Genomic DNA, 21,806 nt, shown 5'->3' on the forward strand with positions numbered 1-21,806 from the left:
GAAATATTGTGCAATTTGACCGATTAACGTTTAATTAATACCCACCCTTTTTGAACAGAAACTGTATTTCCTTTTCTAAGTCTAATGGTATAATAGTAAGTACCCTCATTCAGTCTTTCGCCATTCCAATCATTTTTATAATTGTTATTGATATAAACCTGGTTACCCCAACGGTTATAGAACTCTACTTCTACCCTGTCATAGTTAGGCAAGCCTACAATAACGAAGTAGTCATTCTTGCCATCACCATCTGGTGTAATTACATTCGGTATAAATGTACCTTCCACTAAAACAGTTACAGTGGCTGCATTTGTCCAGTTGCCATACTTATCTTTTACTCTATAAGTAAAGGTTTCTGTACCGGTGTAACCATCTTTTGGTGTATAGGTAATGGTTCCATCAGCATTAATTTTAATGGTACCATGTTGAGGTTGTCCTATGATCTCAATTGTAGCCGGATCGAAGTCAGCACCATCTTTCACATCATTTAAGATCACTGGAATGGTTACCGGAGTGTTAAATGTTGTTTTAGCAGCATCATTTGTTGCTTTAGGATTACTTGGCACCACTGTTAGGTTTACTACTGCCGGATTAGAGGTTTGTCCATTTGCATCTTTCACAGTATAAGTAAAAGTGTCTGTACCTACATAACCAGGGTTTGGTGTATAGGTTACCGTACCATCTGCATTTACTTTTACGGTACCATGAGCTGGTTGCACCGTGATTACTACTGTAGCAGGAGCAATTGGTGTACTACCCGGAACATCGTTTGTAACTACGGTAACTGTAACAGGGTCATTCTGACGTGTAGTTGCAGCATCATTATTTGCTACTGGTGGTTTTGCCAAAGATGTTACTGTTGGTGTATTGTTAGTTGTAGTACTTCCAGAAACATCAGTAATCGGGTTGTTCGCCGGATCTTTTGCATTTACTACAGCCGTATTTGTTACATTACCTGCTGCAATATCTGAAGCGATAACCGTATAGGTTCTAACTATTGTAGCTGTTGCATTTGGTGCAAGTGTACCTGGTATCGCTATTGTTCCGGTACCCAATTTAACATCTGTTAAAGTAATGCCGCTCAAAGTAACATTACCAGTATTTGTAATGGTAAAAGTATACTGAATTGCATCACCTAATACAAAATTACCACCTGCGCCAGTTCCAGTATTTGTTACCGTTTTAACTAGGGCAATCGATCCTATTTGTACAATTGGTGTAACAGTACAGGTTGGACATGCCGGTGTTGGTGGATTAATTGGATATTCAGGAGCACCAGGAACCACTGGTGTCGGATCTGTAGAATTAACGGTAATCGTTTGGTTTCTAGGATCTTTTCCAGTTGCTGTTGCGGTATTAAACACACCTTTATTATCTATATCTCCTTGTGTAAGCACATGGTAACCGGTAAAGGTTGTACTATTACTTGCGCCAACAGCTAGTGAGGCTAAAGGACCTCCATTGATGGTGGCATTCGCATCTGCAATTGTAATGTTGGTTAAAGTTACGTTACCAGTATTGGTTACCCTGAAGGTATAGTTGATACGATCGCCTACATTTACCTTACCATCGCCATTGGTATCATTGTAAACACCATCTTTTAATAGTGTCATGCTGCCAGTTTGTACAATTGGTGTAACTGTACAGGTTGGACATACCGGTATTGGTGGCGTTATAGGGTAATTCGGATCAGTTGGATTTAAAGGTGTTGGATCGTTAGAAGTAGTAGTGATGTCTTTGTTCTTAGGATCTTTTCCTTTAGCTACAGCACTGTTAAATACTCCGCCATTATCCATATCTGCTTGTGTTAAGATATGGTAAGCAGTAAATGTAGTGTTATTGCTAGCACCCACTGCAAGTGTGGTTAACGGACCGCCATTTACAACTGCATTTGCATCTGTAACGGTAATGTTTGTTAAGGTTACATTTCCAGTATTGGCTACCACGAAGGTATAGTTTATACGGTCGCCGATGTTAACCTTACCATCGCCATTGGTATCGCTATAAGTACCTTCTTTTGCTATACTCATGCTTCCAATTTGTGGTACTGGTGTAACAGTACAGGTTGGGCATGCCGGTGTTGGCGGCGTAACCGGATAGTTTGGATCTGTTGGATTTAATGGTGTTGGATCAATAGAAGTAGTTGTAATGTCTTTTCCTCTAGGATCTTTACCCTTAGCTGTTGCCACATTAAATACTCCTCCATTATCAATATCAGCTTGTGTTAAGATATGGTAAGCGGTAAATGTGCTATTATTGCTGGCACCAGCGGCAAGTGTTGCCAAAGGACCACCCGTAATTACTGCACTAGGATCTGTAACAGTGATGTTGGTAAGTGTTGTATTTCCAGTATTGGTTACAACGAAGGTGTAGTTAATCCTATCGCCTACATTAACCCTTCCATCAGCGTTAAAGTCATTGTAAACACCTTCCTTGGCCAAACTCATACTACCAGTTTGAACGATTGGTGTAACCGTGCAAGTAGGGCAAGCCGGAGTTGGTGGCGTTACCGGATAATTCGGATCTGTCGGATCAAGTGGTGTTGGATCATTCGAAGTAGTAGTGATTGTTTTGTCCTTCGGATCTTTACCAGTTGCAGTTGCGGTGTTAAACACTCCTCCATTGTCTAGCTCTGCTGCAGTTAATACATGGTAGCCAGTAAATGTAGTATTATCTGTAGCTCCCACTGCTAGTGTAGCGATTGGACCACCAGTAATTATTGCATTAACATCGCTTACATTAACGTTAGTCAATGTTACGTTACCTGTATTGGTCACTACGAAAGTATAGTTGATACGGTCGCCAGCATCTACCTTGCCATTCGCATTAAAGTCATTGTATGAACCATCCTTTGCCAAGGTCATTGCACCTGTCTGTACAATCGGTGTGATGGTACAGGTTGGGCATGCCGGTGTCGGTGGTGTAACCGGATAGTTAGGATCCGTTGGATCTAACGGTGTTGGATCGTTCGAAGTAGTAGTGATATCCTTGCCTTTAGGGTCTTTTGCCTTCGCTGTTGCCAGGTTGTAAACTCCGCTGTTATCAATATCAGCCTGAGTTAATACATGGTAACCTGTAAAGGTTGAATTATCTACTGCGCCTACTGCCAGTGAAGCTATTGGACCACCCGTGATGGTTGCTGCAGGATCGGTTACCATAACATTAGTAAGAGTGGTATTTCCTGTATTGGTTACCACGAAGGTATAGTTGATGCGGTCGCCCACGTTAACCTTTCCGTCTCCATTGGCATCACTGTAAACACCCTCTTTTGCCAGTGACATGCTGCCGGTCTGAACGATTGGTGTGATGGTACAGGTTGGACAAGCTGGTGTCGGTGGAGTAACCGGATAGTTAGGATCGGTTGGATCTAAAGGTGTTGGATCGTTCGAAGTAGTTGTAATCGTTTTGTCCTTCGGATCTTTACCTGTAGCGGTAGCCAAATTGTAAACTCCGCTATTGTCAATATCAGCCTGTGTTAATACATGATAACCTGTAAATGTTGAATTATCTATTGCACCTACTGCCAATGAAGCAATCGGGCCACCAGTAATGGTTGCAGCAGGATCGGTTACCATAACATTGGTCAACGTTACGTTACCAGTATTGGTCACTACAAAAGTGTAGTTAATTCTATCACCAGCATCTACCTTGCCATTTGCATTAAAGTCATTGTATGAACCGTCTTTCGCCAAGGTCATTGCACCTGTCTGTACGATTGGTGTAATGGTACAGGTTGGACAAGCTGGTGTCGGTGGCGTAACCGGATAGTTAGGGTCGGTTGGATCTAAAGGTGTTGGATCATTCGAAGTCGTTGTGATTGTTTTGTCCTTCGGATCTTTTCCTGTAGCCGTAGCCAGGTTGTAAACCCCGCTGTTATCAATATCAGCCTGAGTTAATACATGATAACCTGTAAAGGTCGAGTTATCTACTGCGCCTACTACCAATGAAGCAATTGGTCCGCCGGTGATAGTTGCAGCAGGATCGGTTACCATAACATTGGTCAACGTTACGTTACCAGTATTGGTTACCACGAAGGTATAGTTGATGCGGTCGCCCACGTTAACCTTTCCATCTCCGTTAACATCACTGTAAACACCCTCTTTTGTTAGTGACATGCTGCCGGTCTGAACGATCGGAGTGATGGTACAGGTTGGACAAGCTGGGGTCGGTGGAGTAACCGGATAGTTAGGATCGGTTGGATCTAAAGGTGTTGGATCGTTCGAAGTAGTTGTAATCGTTTTGTCCTTCGGATCTTTTCCTGTAGCCGTAGCCAGGTTGTAAACACCTCCATTGTCAATTTCCGACTGGGTTAAGGTATGGAAACCGGTAAAAGTATTGTTATTTGATGCACCTACTGCCAATGAAGCAATCGGGCCACCAGTAATGGTTGCAGCAGGATCGGTTACCATAACATTGGTCAACGTTACGTTACCAGTATTGGTTACCACAAAGGTATAGTTGATACGGTCTCCGGCATCTACCTTGCCATTTGCGTTAAAGTCGTTGTATGAACCGTCTTTCGCCAAGGTCAATGCACCTGTCTGTACAATTGGAGTAATGGTACAGGTTGGACATGCCGGTGTCGGTGGCGTAACCGGATAGTTCGGATCGGTTGGATCTAAAGGTGTCGGATCGTTCGAAGTAGTAGTGATCGTTTTGTCCTTCGGATCTTTACCTGTAGCCGTAGCCAGGTTGTAAACACCTCCATTGTCAATTTCAGACTGGGTTAAGGTATGGAAACCGGTAAAAGTATTGTTATTTGATGCACCTACCGCCAATGAAGCAATCGGGCCACCTGTGATGGTCGCGTTTGCATCCGTAATGGTAACATTGGTCAACGTTACGTTACCCGTATTGGTTACCACAAAGGTATAGTTGATACGGTCGCCAGCATCTACCTTGCCGTTCGCGTTAAAGTCATTATATGAACCATCTTTTGCCAAGGTCATAGCCCCTGTCTGTACGATTGGTGTAACAGTACAGGTCGGGCATGCTGGTGTTGGCGGTGTAACCGGATAGTTCGGGTCTGTAGGCGACAGTGGTGTCGGATCGTTCGAAGTAGTGGTTACGTTATTGTTCTTAGGATCTTTTCCCGTAGCCGTAGCCAGGTTGAACACACCTCCGTTATCAATTTCTGCCTGTGTTAATACATGATAGCCGATAAAAGTATTACTGTTCACTGCTCCAGAAGCAAGTGAAACAATTGGACCACCAGTAATGGTTGCTGAAGGATCGGTTACCATAACATTGGTCAACGTTACGTTACCCGTATTGGTCACCACAAAAGTGTAGTTAATTCTATCACCAGCATCTACCTTGCCGTTCGCATTAAAGTCATTGTATGAGCCGTCTTTTATTAAAGCTAGACTTGGGGTTTGTACAATTGGGGTAATGGTACAAGTTGGACAGGCCGGTGTTGGTGGAGTAACTGGATAGTTAGGATCGGTTGGATCTAAAGGTGTTGGATCATTCGAAGTAGTAGTGATCGTTTTATCCTTCGGATCTTTACCTGTAGCGGTAGCCAAATTGTAAACACCCCCATTGTCAATTTCAGACTGGGTTAGGGTATGGAAACCTGTAAAAGTATTGTTGTTTGATGCACCTACTGCCAATGAAGCAATCGGGCCACCAGTAATGGTTGCGTTTGCATCCGTAATGGTAACATTGGTCAACGTTACGTTGCCTGTATTGGTTACCACAAAGGTATAGTTGATACGGTCGCCAGCATCTACCTTGCCATTTGCATTAAAGTCATTGTATGAACCGTCTTTAGCCAGTGACATGCTGCCGGTCTGAACGATCGGTGTGATGGTACAGGTTGGACAGGCCGGTGTTGGTGGCGTAACCGGATAGTTAGGATCGGTTGGATCTAAAGGTGTTGGATCATTTGAGGTAGTAGTAATATCCTTGCCTTTAGGGTCTTTTGCCTTCGCGGTTGCCAAGTTGTAAACCCCGCTGTTATCAATATCAGCCTGGGTTAATACATGATAACCTGTAAAAGTATTGTTATTTGATGCACCAACCGCTAATGAAGCAATCGGGCCACCTGTGATGGTCGCATTTGCATCCGTAATGGTAACATTGGTCAACGTTACGTTACCAGTATTGGTTACCACGAAGGTGTAGTTGATGCGATCTCCAGCATCTACCTTGCCATTTGCGTTAAAGTCGTTGTATGAACCATCCTTTGCCAAGGTCATCGCCCCTGTCTGTAAGATTGGAGTAACGGTACAGGTTGGACATGCCGGTGTTGGTGGTGTAACCGGATAGTTCGGATCGGTTGGCGACAATGGTGTAGGATCGTTAGAAGTAGTGGTTACGTTATTGTTTTTAGGGTCTTTTCCTGTAGCCGTAGCCAGGTTGAACACACCTCCGTTGTCTATTTCTGCTTGTGTTAAAGTATGGAAGCCAGTGAAAGTACTGTTATCTACCCCAGCAACAGCAAGTGAAACGATTGGACCACCAGTAATAGTTGCAGCGGGATCGCTTATGGTAATGTTTGTTACTGGAACCGTGCCCGTATTGGTTACTACAAAAGTGTAGTTAATTCTATCACCAGCATCTACTTTACCATTTGCATTAAAGTCGTTGTAAATACCTTCTTTAGCTAATGTAATTTTTGGATCGTAAACAGTAATATTCACTGTAATTGGATCTGATTTTACACCATCTGGGGTTTCCAAAATGTAAGTATAAGTATCGTTGCCCACATAACCGTTGTTAGGTGTGTAGGTAATAGATTTATCAGGGTTAATGGTAATTGATCCATTGGTTGGATTTGTGCCACCTGGAATTACGGTTGTACCTATCCCACTTGGACCATCATTTGCAGTTACCACTGTAGTTGTAGCTGTGTTAATTGGAGTGATATCTGTATCTGTTACTCCAACAGGTTTAACGCTGATTACAAATGTTTGAGTGGCAGATTGATCTACACCTCCATTTGCTGTACCACCGTTATCTTGGATATAAACTGTTACCGTTGTTTTACCGTACTGACCAGCAGCTGGAGTGTAGGTTAAAACACCCGTAGAACTTATCGCCGGTTGAGTGGTAAACAAACCGTTTTTATCATTTGTAACTACAAAGTTTAGGGTTTGTGAGCTTTCATTTGCAGGCCCACTGCTAATTGTAGTTGCCCAAGGTGTTACAGTTTGAGCAGGAGAATTAATTGCGATAACTTGATCAGCACCTTTTGTAAATGAAGGGATATCATTTACTGGAGTTATAGCAATAGCTAGTGTACTGGTAGCAGTTCCTCCATTTCCGTCAGTAATGTTGTAAGTAATCGAAGGCACTGCACCATTATAATTGGCTACTGGTTGGAAAGCGTAACTTCCATTTGCATTAATTGTAATTGTTCCTACTCCCGTTATAATTACAGGAGTACCAACAGTTTGGGTACCTGCTATACCAGCTATGCTGTAGTCTGTTACAGTTAAGGTATTTCCTTCTGCATCTGTATCATTTACCAATATATCTCCTGTAACACCCGTTGCTCCATCAGCAACAGTCAAATTTGTATCTTCTAATGTAGTATTGGTATTTGCGACCGCAATTGGTGCGTCGTTTATAGGATTAATCGTTATAGTTAAAGTTGAAGTCGCTGTAGCAGTGCCATCAGTTGCAGTATAGGTAATTACTGGTACTGCTCCATCATAGTTTGCTGCAGGTACAAAAGTGTAGGCTCCATTCGCGTTGATGGTGATTGTACCAACATTTGCAATTACAACAGGAGTGCCAACAATTTGCGTACCCACAATGCCCGCAATGGTATAGCTGGCAACCGTTAAGGTATTGCCGTCTATGTCGGTATCGTTAACCAAGATGTCTCCAGTTACACCAGTAGCACCATCGGCAACAGTTAGGGTCACATCTTCATTGGTATTACCCGTGTTTGCAACAGCAACTGGTGCATCATTTACTGGCGTTACCGTAATATCTAAAGTTGAGGTAGCGGTAGCCGTACCATCGGTTGCAGTATAGGTAATCTGTGGAACAGTGCCGTTATAGTTGGCAACCGGAACGAAAGTGTAAGATCCGTTCGCGTTGATGGTAATGGTACCAACCGCTGGGATCAGTACAGGTGTAGCAACAGTTTGCGTACCTACAATGCCTGCAATGGTATAGCTGGCAACTGTTAATGTGTTTCCATCAATATCGCTGTCGTTAACAAGTATATCTCCGGTAACTCCAGCATCGCCATCAACAACAGTCAATGTTATGTCTTCGGCAACAGTATTTGTATTGGCAGTAAGCACTGGTACATCGTTAACCGGTGTAACCGTAATATCCAAAGTTGAGGTAGCGGTAGCCGTGCCATCAGTTGCCGTATAGGTAATCTGTGGAACAGTGCCATTATAGTTGGCAACTGGAACGAAAGTGTAAGATCCGTTCGCGTTTATGGTAATGGTACCAACCGCTGGGATCAGTACAGGTGTAGCAACAGTTTGCGTACCTACAATGCCTGCAATGGTATAGCTGGCAACTGTTAATGTGTTTCCATCAACATCGGTATCGTTAACCAGGATGTCGCCGGTTACACCTGTAGCTCCATCGGCGACCGTTAAGGTTACATCTTCGGCGACCGTATTCGTGTTGGCCGCCAAAACAGGGGTGTCGTTTATAGGGTTAATGGTAATGGTTAGGGTTGCCGTAGCAGTGGCCGTTCCATCAGTAACCGTATAGGTCATTACTGGAACTGCACCGTTATAGTTAGCCGCCGGCACAAACGTGTAGCTTCCGTCTACGTTAATGGTGATGGTACTTACGTTGGTAATCACCACAGGAGTGCCTACAGTTTGCGTACCTATAATGCCTGCAATGGTATAGCTGGCAACTGTTAATGTATTGCCTTCAACATCGGTATCGTTAACCAAGATATCACCGGTTACACCTGTAGCGCCATCGGTTACTGTTAAGGTTACATCTTCGTTGGTATTGCCCGTATTGTTAACGGCTACTGGTGCATCATTAACAGGGGTTACCGTAATATCTAAAGTTGAAGTCGCTGTAGCGGTGCCATCAGTTGCGGTATAAGTAATTTGAGGAACGTTGCCATTGTAATTAAGTGCTGGCACGAATGTGTATGAACCATTCGCATTAATGGTAATGGTACCTACGTTGGTAATCACCACTGGTGTACCTACTGTTTCTGTACCCACCACACCAAAAATGGTATAGCTAGCTACAGTTAATGTATTGCCATCAACATCGCTATCGTTAACTAGGATGTCTCCTGTTACACCGGTAGCACCATCAGTTACCGTTAACGTTACATCTTCGGCAACAGTGTTGGTATTGGCAGTCAGCACAGGGGCATCATTAACCGGAGTTACCGTAATATCTAAAGTAGAAGTTGCCGTAGCCGTGCCATCAGTTGCCGTATAGGTAATTTGTGGAACAGTGCCGTTATAGTTGGCAACTGGAACGAAAGTATAGGAACCATTTGCATTGATGGTAATCGTACCAACCGCCGGAATCAGTACAGGTGTAGCAACAGTTTGCGTACCTACAATACCTGCAATGGTATAGCTTGTAATCGTGAGTACATCATTTTCTGGATCTGTATCGTTTACCAATAAATCTCCAGTAACGCCTGTAGCACCGTCGGCAACTGTTAAAGTTACATCTTCTGCAACGGTATTTGTATTAGCTACTCCTGTTGGAGCGCTGTTTGTTGCATTTACTGTTATATTTAAAGTGGTTGTTGTCGTAGCAGTTCCATCACTTAGCGTGTAAGTAATCGTATTAACCGCACCAGTAAAGTTGGTTACCGGAACGAACGAGTAACTACCGTTTGCGTTGATGGTAATTGTTCCTTGACCAGGAATTAAAAAGCCAGCGCCACCTAACGTTTTGTCACCAGCAGAACCTGCAACAGTAAACTTAGTGACAACAAGTGCATCTCCATCAGCATCAGTATCATTTACCAATAAATCCCCGCCTGTTCCTGTTGCACCATCAGCCACTGTTAATGTAGTGTTCATATTAGTACTACTTACGTTAGGCACACCAACTGGTGGAGAATTCGGGATGGTAACACCAGTTGGTGATTTTATATTATTACACCCTACTCCACTTGGATTTCCATCACATTCTGTATCCACATTGCCAGAAAATGTTGGCGTACTTTCGTCTGTTGCATTTGGATCGGCGATATCTGCTGGACGCAAGATGGTTGCTCTAGGTGTAAGTGTTGTATTTTTTAAGGCTGCTCCTATTGTTCCTGTAATTACATAAGTAGCTTGGGAACCCGAAGTCATGCTTAAAGTAGAAGAAAATTTAGTGGCTGTCGTAGTTGGTGAACTTTCAACAATGGTTCCAGTATTTACGGTTAATACCGCAGAGTTCACTGTAAAGCCAGTTGGGTATTCTAAACCAAATGTAGCGCCTGTTACATCGCTCACACTTACACCAGCTGTATTTAAGTTCTTAATTACTACAGTATAAGTAACTGTATTCCCTACAGTTTGGTTAGTTACAGAAGGTGTAATACTGGTAACTTCTAAATCTGCCTGTGCAATGGTAACAGCAATAACTTTTGTTATCTCTGCTCCCGGAACAAACGTATAGGTATCAAGCGACTTTTCATTACCATAATCACCTGCTCCCGCACCTGGGTTGGCACCCCATTTATGCCCATTCGCATTACTACTGATATTTGATATCCCTAATACAGCTTTTTTAGGGTTAGGTGGAGTACCAGCATTAGATACATTGCTGTCGTCCCAATATACAATATCTCCACCGGCAACAAGATTATAAGCACCGTCGGTTGTTAATTGCTCGATAATTAACCCATTTGGATTAATCTCCACATCAATGAATGGGAAATGCACCTCTGCTCCAAATAATTGAACTTTTACTTGATTCAAAACAGTACCAGGAGGCACTTTGATACCTGGACTGACAGGGTCTGCCACAGACAAGCCTGCAGCTCCGTCCCAAACCACGGTATTGTTCCCAGCAACTGTGGTACCTGTCAACACCCTATCTATAAAATTCCCACCACCTGGAATTAAAATTTTGTACGTACCATTAACATTTGAATCAAATTTAATATTTGCTCCTTTACTACTAACATTTGAACCAGAATTCTCCACCCCCTCAAAGACGATGTTAGTTACCGTAGGAACTACAACACTAGCTGGTTTTAACCAAGTAGTTCCCCCATCGGCGAATGTTGCTGTTGCCGGGAGATTGGTATCATCTGGTTTATTATAAAATATCTTATGGGTTATTCCATTAGCATTATCAGCTGTTCGAGGATCTTTAACAAAAACATTAACCGTAGAGGAATTTAAGCTTTTATAGGTAGGACTACCTGCACCACCAGCGGCACTAGTAAAACCCTTACTGTTAACGAAAAATGTGTAAGCTGCTCCATTTAAACCATTTTCGTTTACCAAATAGGCATATCCATCTTTTGTTAATACATAATGCTTTCCATAAAAACCTTCCCCAGCGTTCCATGTTTGAGGTAACATCAGATTCAAAACATTTGAATAAATTCTCCCTGTTACAGGGGTTGTGGTAACAGCATTTGCAAATACAGATACATCCCATGCAGATACTGAAGCATTTGTTGCTTGAGCCCAATTCGCATCAGCATCAATAGTTACAGGGCTTGTAGACACACCAGCACTGGGAGATATAAATTCTATCTTCCAAACTCCCTCTTGGGCTGCACTAGCAACTCTTTCAAAAGGGGCATATCCAATTCTTGAACCAGCCAATTCAGACGCACGGTTAGTGGCCATTGCCGCTAACCCAGCTGCAGGTACATTCACTGCATGGTTATAAATACGACCAATATCAGTATTTGTTGAGGTATATACGGTACCATCTGGAGCAGTAAGCCTAATGCGTCCATTACTTACGTTTTGTGCACTAGAGGCGGCTGCTATTGTTTCTCCATTTTTAACATAAGCGTAATGAGCGCCTTCTGTTAAAAATGGGTAACTATTTGCGGAAATAAATCCCCCTGGATAAGTAGTCGTACTTACTAAGAAAGCTCTATTTCCTGAAACACCCGAAGGATAAAAATCTTTAGATCCTTCAGCAAAAACCGGAGTTGCAAAAATCATCCCAATTAGGATAATAAATAAAAGTAGAATGCGTTTGTAAAATAGTTTCATACTCGACAGCGTTTTATTCGTAATTAAACGCCGCAAATGTACTTTTGCAAATCAGCGAAAATAAATCAACCCTGTGGGGAGTAGTCCTTCCCACAGGGTTGAATAGAATAAATAAAACCCTTTTTAATCAAGAAACTGTGAAATAGAGCTGAAAACGCTAATACCCCCTTTTAGACGTGATAGGATTAGATAACCTTCGTTGAATAATGGTATCTCTACAATTATAAATGAAAACTAATGTCAATAGTATCAAAAATCTGTTCTGAAGCTGACTAATATCAATGGTGAATAAATTATGCTAATAAAGAAGCAATGCAGTCTTGTGAAATAATCTATACCCTTTTATATGGAGTTACCGATAGTAACTTCATCTTGTTAACCAAGAGTTCATACACCATTCTAAATATCCAGTATGAATATAAACGCTATTAAATTGATTTTTCAAGATTGTCGTTGAGCACCAATAAATAATTGATGAAACATGGTATTTAGAAGATAAGAGATTAAAGCTTAGCACAAACTACCCAACCGTCATTGCTGCTATTTTAATTGCTGTATCTAACTAGTTTGTCATGCTGAGCCTGTCGAAGCACTTTTTTAGTTAAAACGCCACCGCTCAGCCTTGCCTCGGCTCATGGGCGCCGAAGCCCTTAGTCCTTTTTTTCTTGATGAAAAAAGTACCAAAAACATCAAGAAAGAACGATGCTTCCACCCACAGGCTCCCGCGTGGCCCGCCGTTCTTTCGGCCCTACGCTCTTGGTGCAGTGGGGAATAGGGATATTTAGTGCTTTAGTTTAGTGTCATGACTCTGCTCCTAAAATAACTGTGGGTTAAGCCCATAGCCTGCTGTTTATTGCATCAACTTTCCCTTCTTCCAACATTGATAGCACGCAGGGGCTTATCCAGCAACGGAGAAAAAACTGGCAAATGAAGGCATTGAGGGTGGAAAAAGGCATAGCTGTTTTGCCCTTCAGCAAAACCGTAGCCTGTGTTTGCAAGTTTTGTGAGAGGGCTAGAGCGCAAGGTTGCCTAGGAGAAGCCAAAAGGGTTTGCCTTCTTTGCCCTTCAAAGAAGGTTGCCTCGCGGCAAAGAGCGTTAGAGTTGTTATTTAGTTGTCATGCTGAGCCTGTCGAAGTCTCCTTTAGTTAAATGGCTACGCACAACCTTGCCTCGGCTCATGGGCGCCGAAAGCCCTAGTCCTTTTTTTCTTGATGAAAAAAGTACCAAAAACATCAAGAAAGAACGATGCTTCCACGCACAGGCCTACGCATGGCCCGCCGTTCTTTCATCCCTACGCTCTTGGCAGTGGGGAATAGGAATGTTTTAGTGCTTAGTTTAAGTGTCATGACTCTGCTCCCCCTCCCTTACCGTTATCTCGACCTTGGGAGATATCTATTCCTATGTATCGTCAAAATTCAATTAACTGAGTTCATCATAGTAACAAATACGACAATTTTCATTCTAAAAAGAGGATGGAAAAATTAAATTCAGGTGAGTTCTTTGGTATAACCAATCAAAGGCTAGATACAGATGGACTTATTCTCACCAATACCGCCTATACCCACGATTATGTGGACTGGCATCATCATGAGAATGCTTATTTTACCTTTATCCTATCTGGAAAGGTAATTGAAGGTAGCAAAAAAGGCAAGGTTAACCTCTCTGCAGGCAGTCTTTTATTTCACAATGCTCAAGAATCTCATTACAATATCAAACCAAAAGGAAATACCTACGGCATGCACCTAGAGCTAGAACCACGTTGGATGGATGAAATCTATGCTACGGTGAAAGGGAAAGAAGGAAGTTTTGAAGTTTCTTGTCATCAAACCAAAATCATATTCTACAAAATACTAAAGGAGAGCAGAATGGCCGATGACACGGTAGAACTTGGAATTCAGCACTTGGTGATAGAGGCAATGGCTTCACTTTTCCCTGAGCAATCAGGCTCTAATTTCTACCCTTCTTGGATTAAACGCGTAACAGAACTTCTACAAGATAATTATCTTTCTAAGCTAGACCTTAAAGCAATAGCCGAGGTAGCTGGCGTTCACCCAGTTCATCTTTCGAGATCGTTCAGTAAATATCTTGGATGCACTATGGCCGAGTACATTCGTAGGCTAAAGGTTGAGCGGGCGCTTTCCCAGCTTTCTGCTCCGGGTACTTCGCTCAGTTCTATTGCCTACCAGTTTGGTTTTGCTGACCAAAGTCATATGATCAGGTGTTTTAAAGAAATTAGCGGAGACACGCCACTATTCTTTCGTAAATTAATAAATTCTTTATAACAGGTTAATCTTGTTCTATTTTATAGGGGCAGTCTGTGCTAAATTAGCCGAAAATTACATTATGAAACCTAAAATTTTTGCCGTTGCCTTTCTTTTTTCATTACAACTTTTTGCATCACATACTTGGGCACAAAAGTTAAGTTTTTATGACTTCAGGCCTCTAAGAGACAGTATCCAGACTTCAAGAGCAATTACCTCTTTTAATATCAGCACCGATAGGGATTTCTATCTGCTGTTATCTCCAGCTGCATCCCTTCAAAGCGAACTCGCCAAACTAACCCCAGAACTAAAGCCTGATGAACTATTCACAAAAGGTAATTACAGTTTTGATTTTTTGGTGGATGGTCTAAAGGTCTATTCAGAAAATCTTCATCCAGGTGCTATCCTACTAGAAGATAAACTCACTAAGCGCCCCTTAGATATCGCATTGATCAGTAACAACAGGTCTGGCTTGTGGAGCATTAACCTATGGGAGCGTTTCATGTCAAAATCTGGCTATCGATTACTGGGCAAACAGCCAAAGGTGCTAGAAATCCAGATCAGAACGTATATTGATCACAACGGCCTCAGGTATGGTGAAGTATTGAACCAAGCAAAACTCAGTGTTACAAGAATTCCGAAAACGATAGATCCCCAAACTATGCTTCCTGAACCCATTGCTGCAGGAAGTGGTTTCGAGCTTTCTAAAGCAAACTTAGACCAAAGGCTCATCATTGAGTTAAACACCAAAATAGCCGAGCAAACTTATCGCAAGATTAATGGAATTGTGGTGCTTAAGAAAGGAGAATTACTATTGGAACAGTACTATAACAAAGAAAATAGGGAAAGTCTGCATGATCCAAGGTCAGTGAGTAAGTCGATCACTTCAACACTAACTGGTATGGCCATAAAAGATGGTTATATCTCCTCAGAAAACCAGGTTTTAAAAGAATTTTACAACTTGCATCAATATGCCGCTTACAGTGAAAAGAAAGATAGCGTTAAACTGGTTGATCTACTTAGTATGAGTGCTGCTTTTGAGGGAAACGATGAGGTAGATACTTCCCTAGGAAACGAGGAAAATATGTATCCCACGGCAGATTATACCAAATTTACACTCGACTTACCAATGAGTGCTACCAGAGAAAATGGCAAGAGCTGGGCGTACTTTACTGCAGGAACGAACCTTGTAATGGATATTTTAGACAAAAGGATACCCGGAGGTATAGAAGCCTATGCACAAAGTAAACTTTTCGCACCTTTGGGGATAGAAAAATTCGAATGGGCACGTACACCACAAGGAAAGCCATTTGGTGGTGGAGGACTTAAACTGCGTGCGCTTGATTTTGCAAAATATGGTCAATTATATTTAGACAACGGCGTTTTTAAAGGCAAACGGATCCTTGAGAAATCGTGGGTAAAGAAAAGCCTTTCTCCCTTACAAGTGCTTCCAGCAGATAGACCAGGCTTTTATGGCTTATTGTTTTGGAACAAAACTTTCCTCGTGAATGGCAAGAATCATGAGGTTTATTATTGCAGTGGAAATGGAGGTAATAAAATCTACATCTTCAAAGATCTTCCTATTGTAGTGGTAATTACCTCATCTGCCTATGGTACAGCATTTGGACACCTCCAAGCAGATGAGATCGTTGAAAAGTATTTGTTGCCTTCCCTATTGTAACCGCATCTTCTTTTCCAGCACCAATTTCAGCAATCTTACTATTCTTGCATCAAATTATTATTACCGTTGTAATGTTTGCTTTCCTCATTCATACCCACTCATTATTTATCGGCAAATACTATCTTTGTTAAGCGTAAAAATGGAACTGGGCGAAAAAATAGCACAAGCAAGAAAAAACAAGGGATTGACCCAAGAGCAGTTGGCTGAACTGACAAAGGTGACTGGACGTACGATTCAGCGTATAGAAAGCGGAGCAAGTGAACCCAGGACTTTTACCCTCAAAGTAATTGCCGAAGCCTTGGACACAAGTTTTGAGCAGCTTAACAGCACATCGGCAACAGGCGATATAAGGGTAAATATTAAGCCGGATACTGATGAGCAACGGCATTTTTTGCAGCTGCTCACCCTGTCTTGCTTTAGTTATATCTTAATCCCAGTATTCCACTTTCTCATTCCTTTATTGATTTTTAAAAGATCAAAAGACAGGGACGCCAGCACAATAAAGATAGCGCGAAGGATCATCAGGACCCAAATCTATTGGGTGGTAGCCACCAACATTTTTTTTCTGCTCTGCCTTGGCTATAATCTGATCAGTGCCGTCTATTTTAAAAGGGAATTCCTTATTAGTTACCTTGTTCCATTTTTTGTGACTTACTTATTTAACGCAGGGCTACTCTTTTGGCAAATGCTTGAAATCAGCAAGGCAGATTTGGACGAAAAAAGACCAAACTAGACCTTCAACATCCAAACGTCGGGCTATTGTCGTGCAAATGTCGCCCCTAACAACCCTAAAAAACCTGCCTTCTCCCCTAGCTTTGCAGTTCAAAACAAACCTATATGCACAGCACTCCAAAACTTTTAAAACGCACAGCAGCCATTTGCCTGTTATTGATTACGGCAATCATCCATCCTTCACGCTCCCAGCAGCAACCACAACCAACTAATAAGCTTTCCCTTCCAGTAGCAGCCTACAAGCTAAAATTTAAATGGCAGGGCGATTCGGTGCTGAACAAATGGGAACAGCATTCGGCTATCCTCATTCCGGTGAAGCTAAAAAACTGCCCCAAAACATTCTATATGCAATTTGACCTAGGTTCGCCCTATTCTCTTTTCTACAGCAATAAACTTAAAGCCATCAGCGATAAATACCCAAGTGCCGTAGTTCCAGAAACACCTGCCAAAGCAACCACTGCCATCAATTTCATGTTGCACAATGTACAAATCAATGCAACTGAAATTGCAACTACAAACTTGGGCAAAGTAGAAATTAACTGGAAGGACAAAAAATCTATTGAGATTATTGGCACTATCGGTGCTGACCTGATTGACCAGAAGGTACTCGTTATCGATTATCCGGGCCAAACCTTAGTCATTTCTCCAGAGATCCCCAGCAAACTAAAAGAAATTCAGCTAACAGACTTTGTCTACATGAGAAAGAGCATTATGCTGCCTGCAAAATTAAACGGCAAGCAGACTTTGCTGTTTTTTGATACCGGATCTAGCAGGTATTCACTACTCGCTGACCAGAAGACCGCACAATCGCTGGCCCAACCAAATGGAAAGGCAACAACCAGTAAGGTGAGCTCTTGGGGCCGAATGCTAACCGCAAACAGCCTTCAAACCTCTGCCAACATCACAATTGCAGGATATGAGCTTCCCATCGGACATGTCACCTATATGGAAGGGGTATCTAGCGCACAGGTTGACATGATGAAGGGCCTTGGCATTGGCGGAATGACTGGGAACAAGCTTTTCCTTAACTACAAGCTCATTCTTGATACCAAAGACAAAAAGTTCGCTCTGGTCAACTAAAAAGTCTCGGAATGTTGGGTTTGGATTTAACCTTTATGCTGAGCTTGTGGAAGCACCTTTAGTTAGTGCCAATGCATAGATATAATAGTTGGTGCTTTGTTCACAGACCGCTCCTTTAACCGTCATTGCGAAGGTGATTTTTCATCGAATGTGGCAATCTCATTCATGCTATTGTTTTTAATTGTCGTACCTAACATTAGTATTGTCATGCTGAATCTGTCTAAGCATCTATAGTTAGCGCAAACGCTTAGCCTTGCCTCGGCTCGCCGCCGAGGGGCTCTTTCTTTTCTCTTGATAGAAAAGAAACAAAAGATCAAGAAAGAACGATGCCTCCGCCCACAGACCTACACATGGCCCGCCGTTCTTTCTGTCCAACGCTCTTGGGGCAGTGGGGAGTAGGAATGATGGGGCTTTGGTTTACGGGTCATAACTGCTCCCGCTCCCCATTACCGTCATTACGAAGGCTATTTTTCATCGACCATGGCAATCTCATTCTGGATGTTGTTTTTTTATTGTCGTACCTAACATAGTATCGTCATGCTGAGATTGTCGAAGCACCGTTTTTATTACTTTCCGATGCAAAACTTACTAAATATATTCTCTAACAAATCATCAGTAGTAACTGCACCCGTAATTTCCCCTAAATAATGAAGCGCTTGTTTAATGTCCATTGCCAAGAAATCTGAAGTAACAGGGTTATCGATATTGTTGAGCACATTAGCCAAAGCAGTTTCCGTATTTCTTAAAGCCTGTACGTGGCGCACATTGCTCACTAAAGTTTCGCTGGTGTTAATAGAGTGTAGATTAACTTTGGCTAGTAAGGCAGTTTTCAACTCCTCTACCCCAATATTCTCTTTAGCCGATAAAAACAATACCTCTTGTTTGGCAAAGGCTGCTTTTTGCTCATCGGTAAATAAATCTGCTTTGTTTACGATGGCCAAATAAGGAATACCAATTTTCTTCAGATCAATCAATTGTTCCTCCAGTTCATCTGGCGTTTGTAAAGCATCAGCCATGTACATAATCAGTTTGGCCTGTTTCATACGCTCTAAAGTACGCTCTACCCCTTTGGCTTCAATAATATCAGCCGTATCACGAATACCTGCGGTATCAATAAACCTAAAAATGATTCCATTAATGTTCAGCTCATCCTCTATGGTATCTCTTGTGGTTCCGGCAATGTCAGATACAATGGCTCTATCTTCATTTAACAAAGCATTTAACAAGGTAGATTTGCCTACATTAGGTTTACCAGCAATTACAATCGGTACGCCATTTTTAAGCACGTTCCCCATCTCAAAAGAGGAGATTAAACGGTACAGCACACTATTGATGCGCAAGATTAAAGCTTTCAATTGATCGCGGTTGGCAAATTCTACATCTTCTTCTGCAAAATCAAGCTCCAATTCAATCATCGAGGCAAAATGGATCAATTGATCCCTCAGTTCTTTTAATTCTGAAGAAAAACCACCTCGCATTTGTTGCAGTGCCACATCGTGCGAAGCCTTGCTATCTGAGGCAATTAAATCAGCCACTGCTTCTGCCTGACTTAGGTCGAAAGCCCCATTTAAAAAAGCCCTTAGGGTAAATTCACCCGGTTTAGCTGCCCTTGCTCCTTTTTTAATCAACAGGTTTAAAATTTGCTGAATGATGTAGTTTGAACCGTGACAAGAAATCTCTACCACGTTTTCTTTGGTGTAAGATTTAGGTGCTACATATAAACCTGCGACAACTTCATCCACTATCAATTCATCGTCTTTAATTAAGCCAAAATGCAAGGTATGACTTGCTTGTTTGGTTAAATCTTTACCTGCAAAAACTTCATTGGTTAAAGTAATGGCATCTGGTCCAGATAAACGAATTACGCCAATGGCGCCACTTCCTGGAGGTGTTGATAAAGCAATGATGGTATCTGTTGTGTACATTTTAGAAGGATAAAGCTTAAAGACTAAAGCTTAAAGACCAAAGCAAAGAGCTTTAAAGCCAAGCGAAAGACTAGGCAAAATTAATATTTTAAATGGGAGTTTTAGTAATTAGAAGGTAAGGTGTGAGGTATTGTGATACTAACATTGCCGGAAACGAGCACAAATTGCCAAGCGCTAGGTCTGCTTCAGCTAGCCGCTGAATGGATCTCTTCTATTTAAACTATTCTTCCTTCCTTTGCATTCAAGGCCGGTCCTAGTTCTTAGGAAAGTGATGTGCTCCTATCTCTGCTCCTTATTCTTTCATCTTTATCCCTTATTCATTGCTCTTTGTTCTTTTTTCCTGCTCTTTTTTCACGTAAACAAACAATTTAACTATATTAGTGTTATCTGCTACTAAAACAAACCATCTATGAAAGAATTTCCGCTCACCGTAAAAAGATCCATTGAATTATTAGGCCTAGTGCTGGCGGTTACTATATTGGTAGTGGGCAGAGACATCATTATGCCAGTAATCATGGCATTTTTCATCAGCATTATGCTGTTGCCCATCTATCGCATTTTAAAAAGATACAAGTTTCCTGAATCTCTTGCCATCATTTTACCTATTTTATTTGTGTTGATTTTTATTGCAGGGATCGTATGGTTTTTCTCGGCACAGATTGGCCTTTTGGTAGATGATTTTCCGCAGATTAAGCAAAATGTAGCTAAACATTTGCAATCGTTAAAAGAATGGGTTAGTCAACTAACAGGTATAAATACAGGTAAACAAGAAACATTTTTAAGAGAGAAAAGTGATGATTTGCTGTCTATGGGTGGTAAAGCGGCCAGTGGTGCAGCAGTTACCTTAAGTGGGGTTTTTGTATTTGTTGGTCTGTTGCCCATCTATATTTACCTGATCTTATTCTATAAAGATATTTTGCTTCGTTTCTCTTTCATGTGGTTTAAAACAGACGACCATTCTAAAGTAAAAGAAGTAGTTTATGAAACTGAATCTATCATTAAAAGTTACCTGGTTGGTTTATTGATTCAAGTTACTTATATGACCATCCTTTTAGGTGGTATATTATTAGCCATAGGGATTAAGCATGCCTTATTAATTGGGGTAATCTTTGCGCTTTTAAATCTTATCCCTTATGTAGGTGCCTTAATAGGAAACTTAATTGGGGTATTGTTAACCTTAACTTCTTCTACAGAACTATGGCCTGTACTTACCGTTTTAGTAGTTATTGCAGTGGTTCAATTTTTAGATAATAATATCTTGATGCCTCGAATTGTGGGCTCTAAAGTAAAAATAAATGCACTCTTTTCTATTCTTGGGGTATTTATTGGTGGCGCCATTGCAGGCGTCTCCGGCATGTTCCTCTCCTTACCGATTATAGCGGTGCTGAAAATCATTTTCGATCGCTCTGAGCAGTTTAAACAATGGGGTGTTTTATTGGGCGATGAAAGACCAGAGAAAAGCCCCATGCAGTTCCCCAGTTTTAGAAAGAAGAAAATTGTGGAAACTAAAAGTGGAACGATTGACAAGAAGTAATTAATTAGCTAATAGCTATCGACTCTGAGTATGTCAGGCTTAGCCTGTCGAAGCCTCTTTTAACTACATTCGACAGGCTCAATGTGACATGATACTTGGGTATATATTGTTCAAATTAATAAATGGATTAAGTTTTTTTGTAAAGCAAAACCAGTGCTTTTTTTATGGTTAGTCGGGCTTTTTATTTCAAGTCCTCGGCTCGTTCCTCCCCTGTGGGCTTTCCATTCCAATCCCGTTTATAAAAATTGGCTTGTGCGCTTTACAACCACTCATAGTAGCAGCAGACCAGAGTACCTAAACCTTATTGCAGCGGTATCCTTTAATGAGTGAAGCGAGGAAAAGATTTAGCGGAAAGAAGGACTAGCTTTAAGAATGAGCAGTACTATGCTTTTCTAAACCTATAACAATACAGATAATTTTGTTTAAACTCACACATTTCGACAAGCTCAATGT

Annotated in this window: 7 protein-coding genes; 5 read left to right on the top strand and 2 right to left on the bottom strand. The window is 41.7% G+C overall.

Annotated features, from left to right (window positions below; genetic code table 11):
- Positions 1–23: 23 nt before the first annotated feature.
- A complete protein-coding gene (locus tag FA048_RS10210; RefSeq protein WP_136840490.1) occupies positions 24–12,140 on the bottom strand; it encodes a DUF7507 domain-containing protein in 12,117 nt (4,038 codons plus the stop codon).
- Positions 12,141–13,612: 1,472 nt separating this feature from the next.
- Between FA048_RS10210 and FA048_RS10215 the strand changes: the two genes are divergently transcribed.
- The 4 genes from FA048_RS10215 to FA048_RS10230 all read left to right on the top strand — a co-directional run bounded on the left by FA048_RS10215 (position 13,613) and on the right by FA048_RS10230 (position 17,894).
- Positions 13,613–14,422 carry a helix-turn-helix domain-containing protein gene (locus FA048_RS10215; protein ID WP_136840492.1) on the top strand — a complete coding sequence of 270 codons (810 nt, stop codon included), beginning with the start codon at positions 13,613–13,615 and terminating at the stop codon, positions 14,420–14,422.
- Positions 14,423–14,483: 61 nt separating this feature from the next.
- The gene (locus FA048_RS10220) at positions 14,484–16,082 is read left to right on the top strand and encodes a serine hydrolase domain-containing protein (protein WP_136840494.1); all 1,599 of its coding nucleotides are present in this window, start codon (positions 14,484–14,486) and stop codon (positions 16,080–16,082) included.
- Positions 16,083–16,221: 139 nt separating this feature from the next.
- The gene (locus tag FA048_RS10225) at positions 16,222–16,815 is read left to right on the top strand and encodes a helix-turn-helix domain-containing protein (protein WP_169306852.1); all 594 of its coding nucleotides are present in this window, start codon (positions 16,222–16,224) and stop codon (positions 16,813–16,815) included.
- A gap of 104 nt (positions 16,816–16,919) precedes the next feature.
- Positions 16,920–17,894 (top strand): hypothetical protein, encoded by a 975-nt coding sequence (locus FA048_RS10230; protein ID WP_136840498.1) that lies wholly within the window; start codon positions 16,920–16,922, stop codon positions 17,892–17,894.
- Positions 17,895–18,460: 566 nt separating this feature from the next.
- On the opposite strand, the gene mnmE is transcribed toward FA048_RS10230, so the two are convergent.
- Positions 18,461–19,819: a tRNA uridine-5-carboxymethylaminomethyl(34) synthesis GTPase MnmE gene (gene mnmE / locus FA048_RS10235; RefSeq protein ID WP_136840500.1), complete on the bottom strand. Its 1,359-nt coding sequence runs from the start codon at positions 19,817–19,819 to the stop codon at positions 18,461–18,463.
- A 409-nt stretch (positions 19,820–20,228) separates the two neighbouring features.
- On the opposite strand from mnmE, the gene FA048_RS10240 reads away from it, so the two are divergent.
- Positions 20,229–21,353 (top strand): AI-2E family transporter, encoded by a 1,125-nt coding sequence (locus FA048_RS10240; protein WP_136840502.1) that lies wholly within the window; start codon positions 20,229–20,231, stop codon positions 21,351–21,353.
- Positions 21,354–21,806 lie beyond the last annotated feature (453 nt).

Origin of the sequence: Pedobacter polaris, from assembly GCF_005116505.1 — a bacterium.
Taxonomy (GTDB): Bacteria; Bacteroidota; Bacteroidia; order Sphingobacteriales; family Sphingobacteriaceae; genus Pedobacter; species Pedobacter polaris.

Excerpts from the sequence above, each read along its gene's own strand:
- FA048_RS10210 (WP_136840490.1), bottom strand. The coding sequence starts at position 12,140 with ATGAAACTATTTTACAAACGCATTCTACTTTTATTTATTATCCTAATT.
- FA048_RS10215 (WP_136840492.1), top strand. The coding sequence starts at position 13,613 with ATGGAAAAATTAAATTCAGGTGAGTTCTTTGGTATAACCAATCAAAGG.
- FA048_RS10220 (WP_136840494.1), top strand. The coding sequence starts at position 14,484 with ATGAAACCTAAAATTTTTGCCGTTGCCTTTCTTTTTTCATTACAACTT.
- FA048_RS10225 (WP_169306852.1), top strand. The coding sequence starts at position 16,222 with ATGGAACTGGGCGAAAAAATAGCACAAGCAAGAAAAAACAAGGGATTG.
- FA048_RS10230 (WP_136840498.1), top strand. The coding sequence starts at position 16,920 with ATGCACAGCACTCCAAAACTTTTAAAACGCACAGCAGCCATTTGCCTG.
- mnmE (WP_136840500.1), bottom strand. The coding sequence starts at position 19,819 with ATGTACACAACAGATACCATCATTGCTTTATCAACACCTCCAGGAAGT.
- FA048_RS10240 (WP_136840502.1), top strand. The coding sequence starts at position 20,229 with ATGAAAGAATTTCCGCTCACCGTAAAAAGATCCATTGAATTATTAGGC.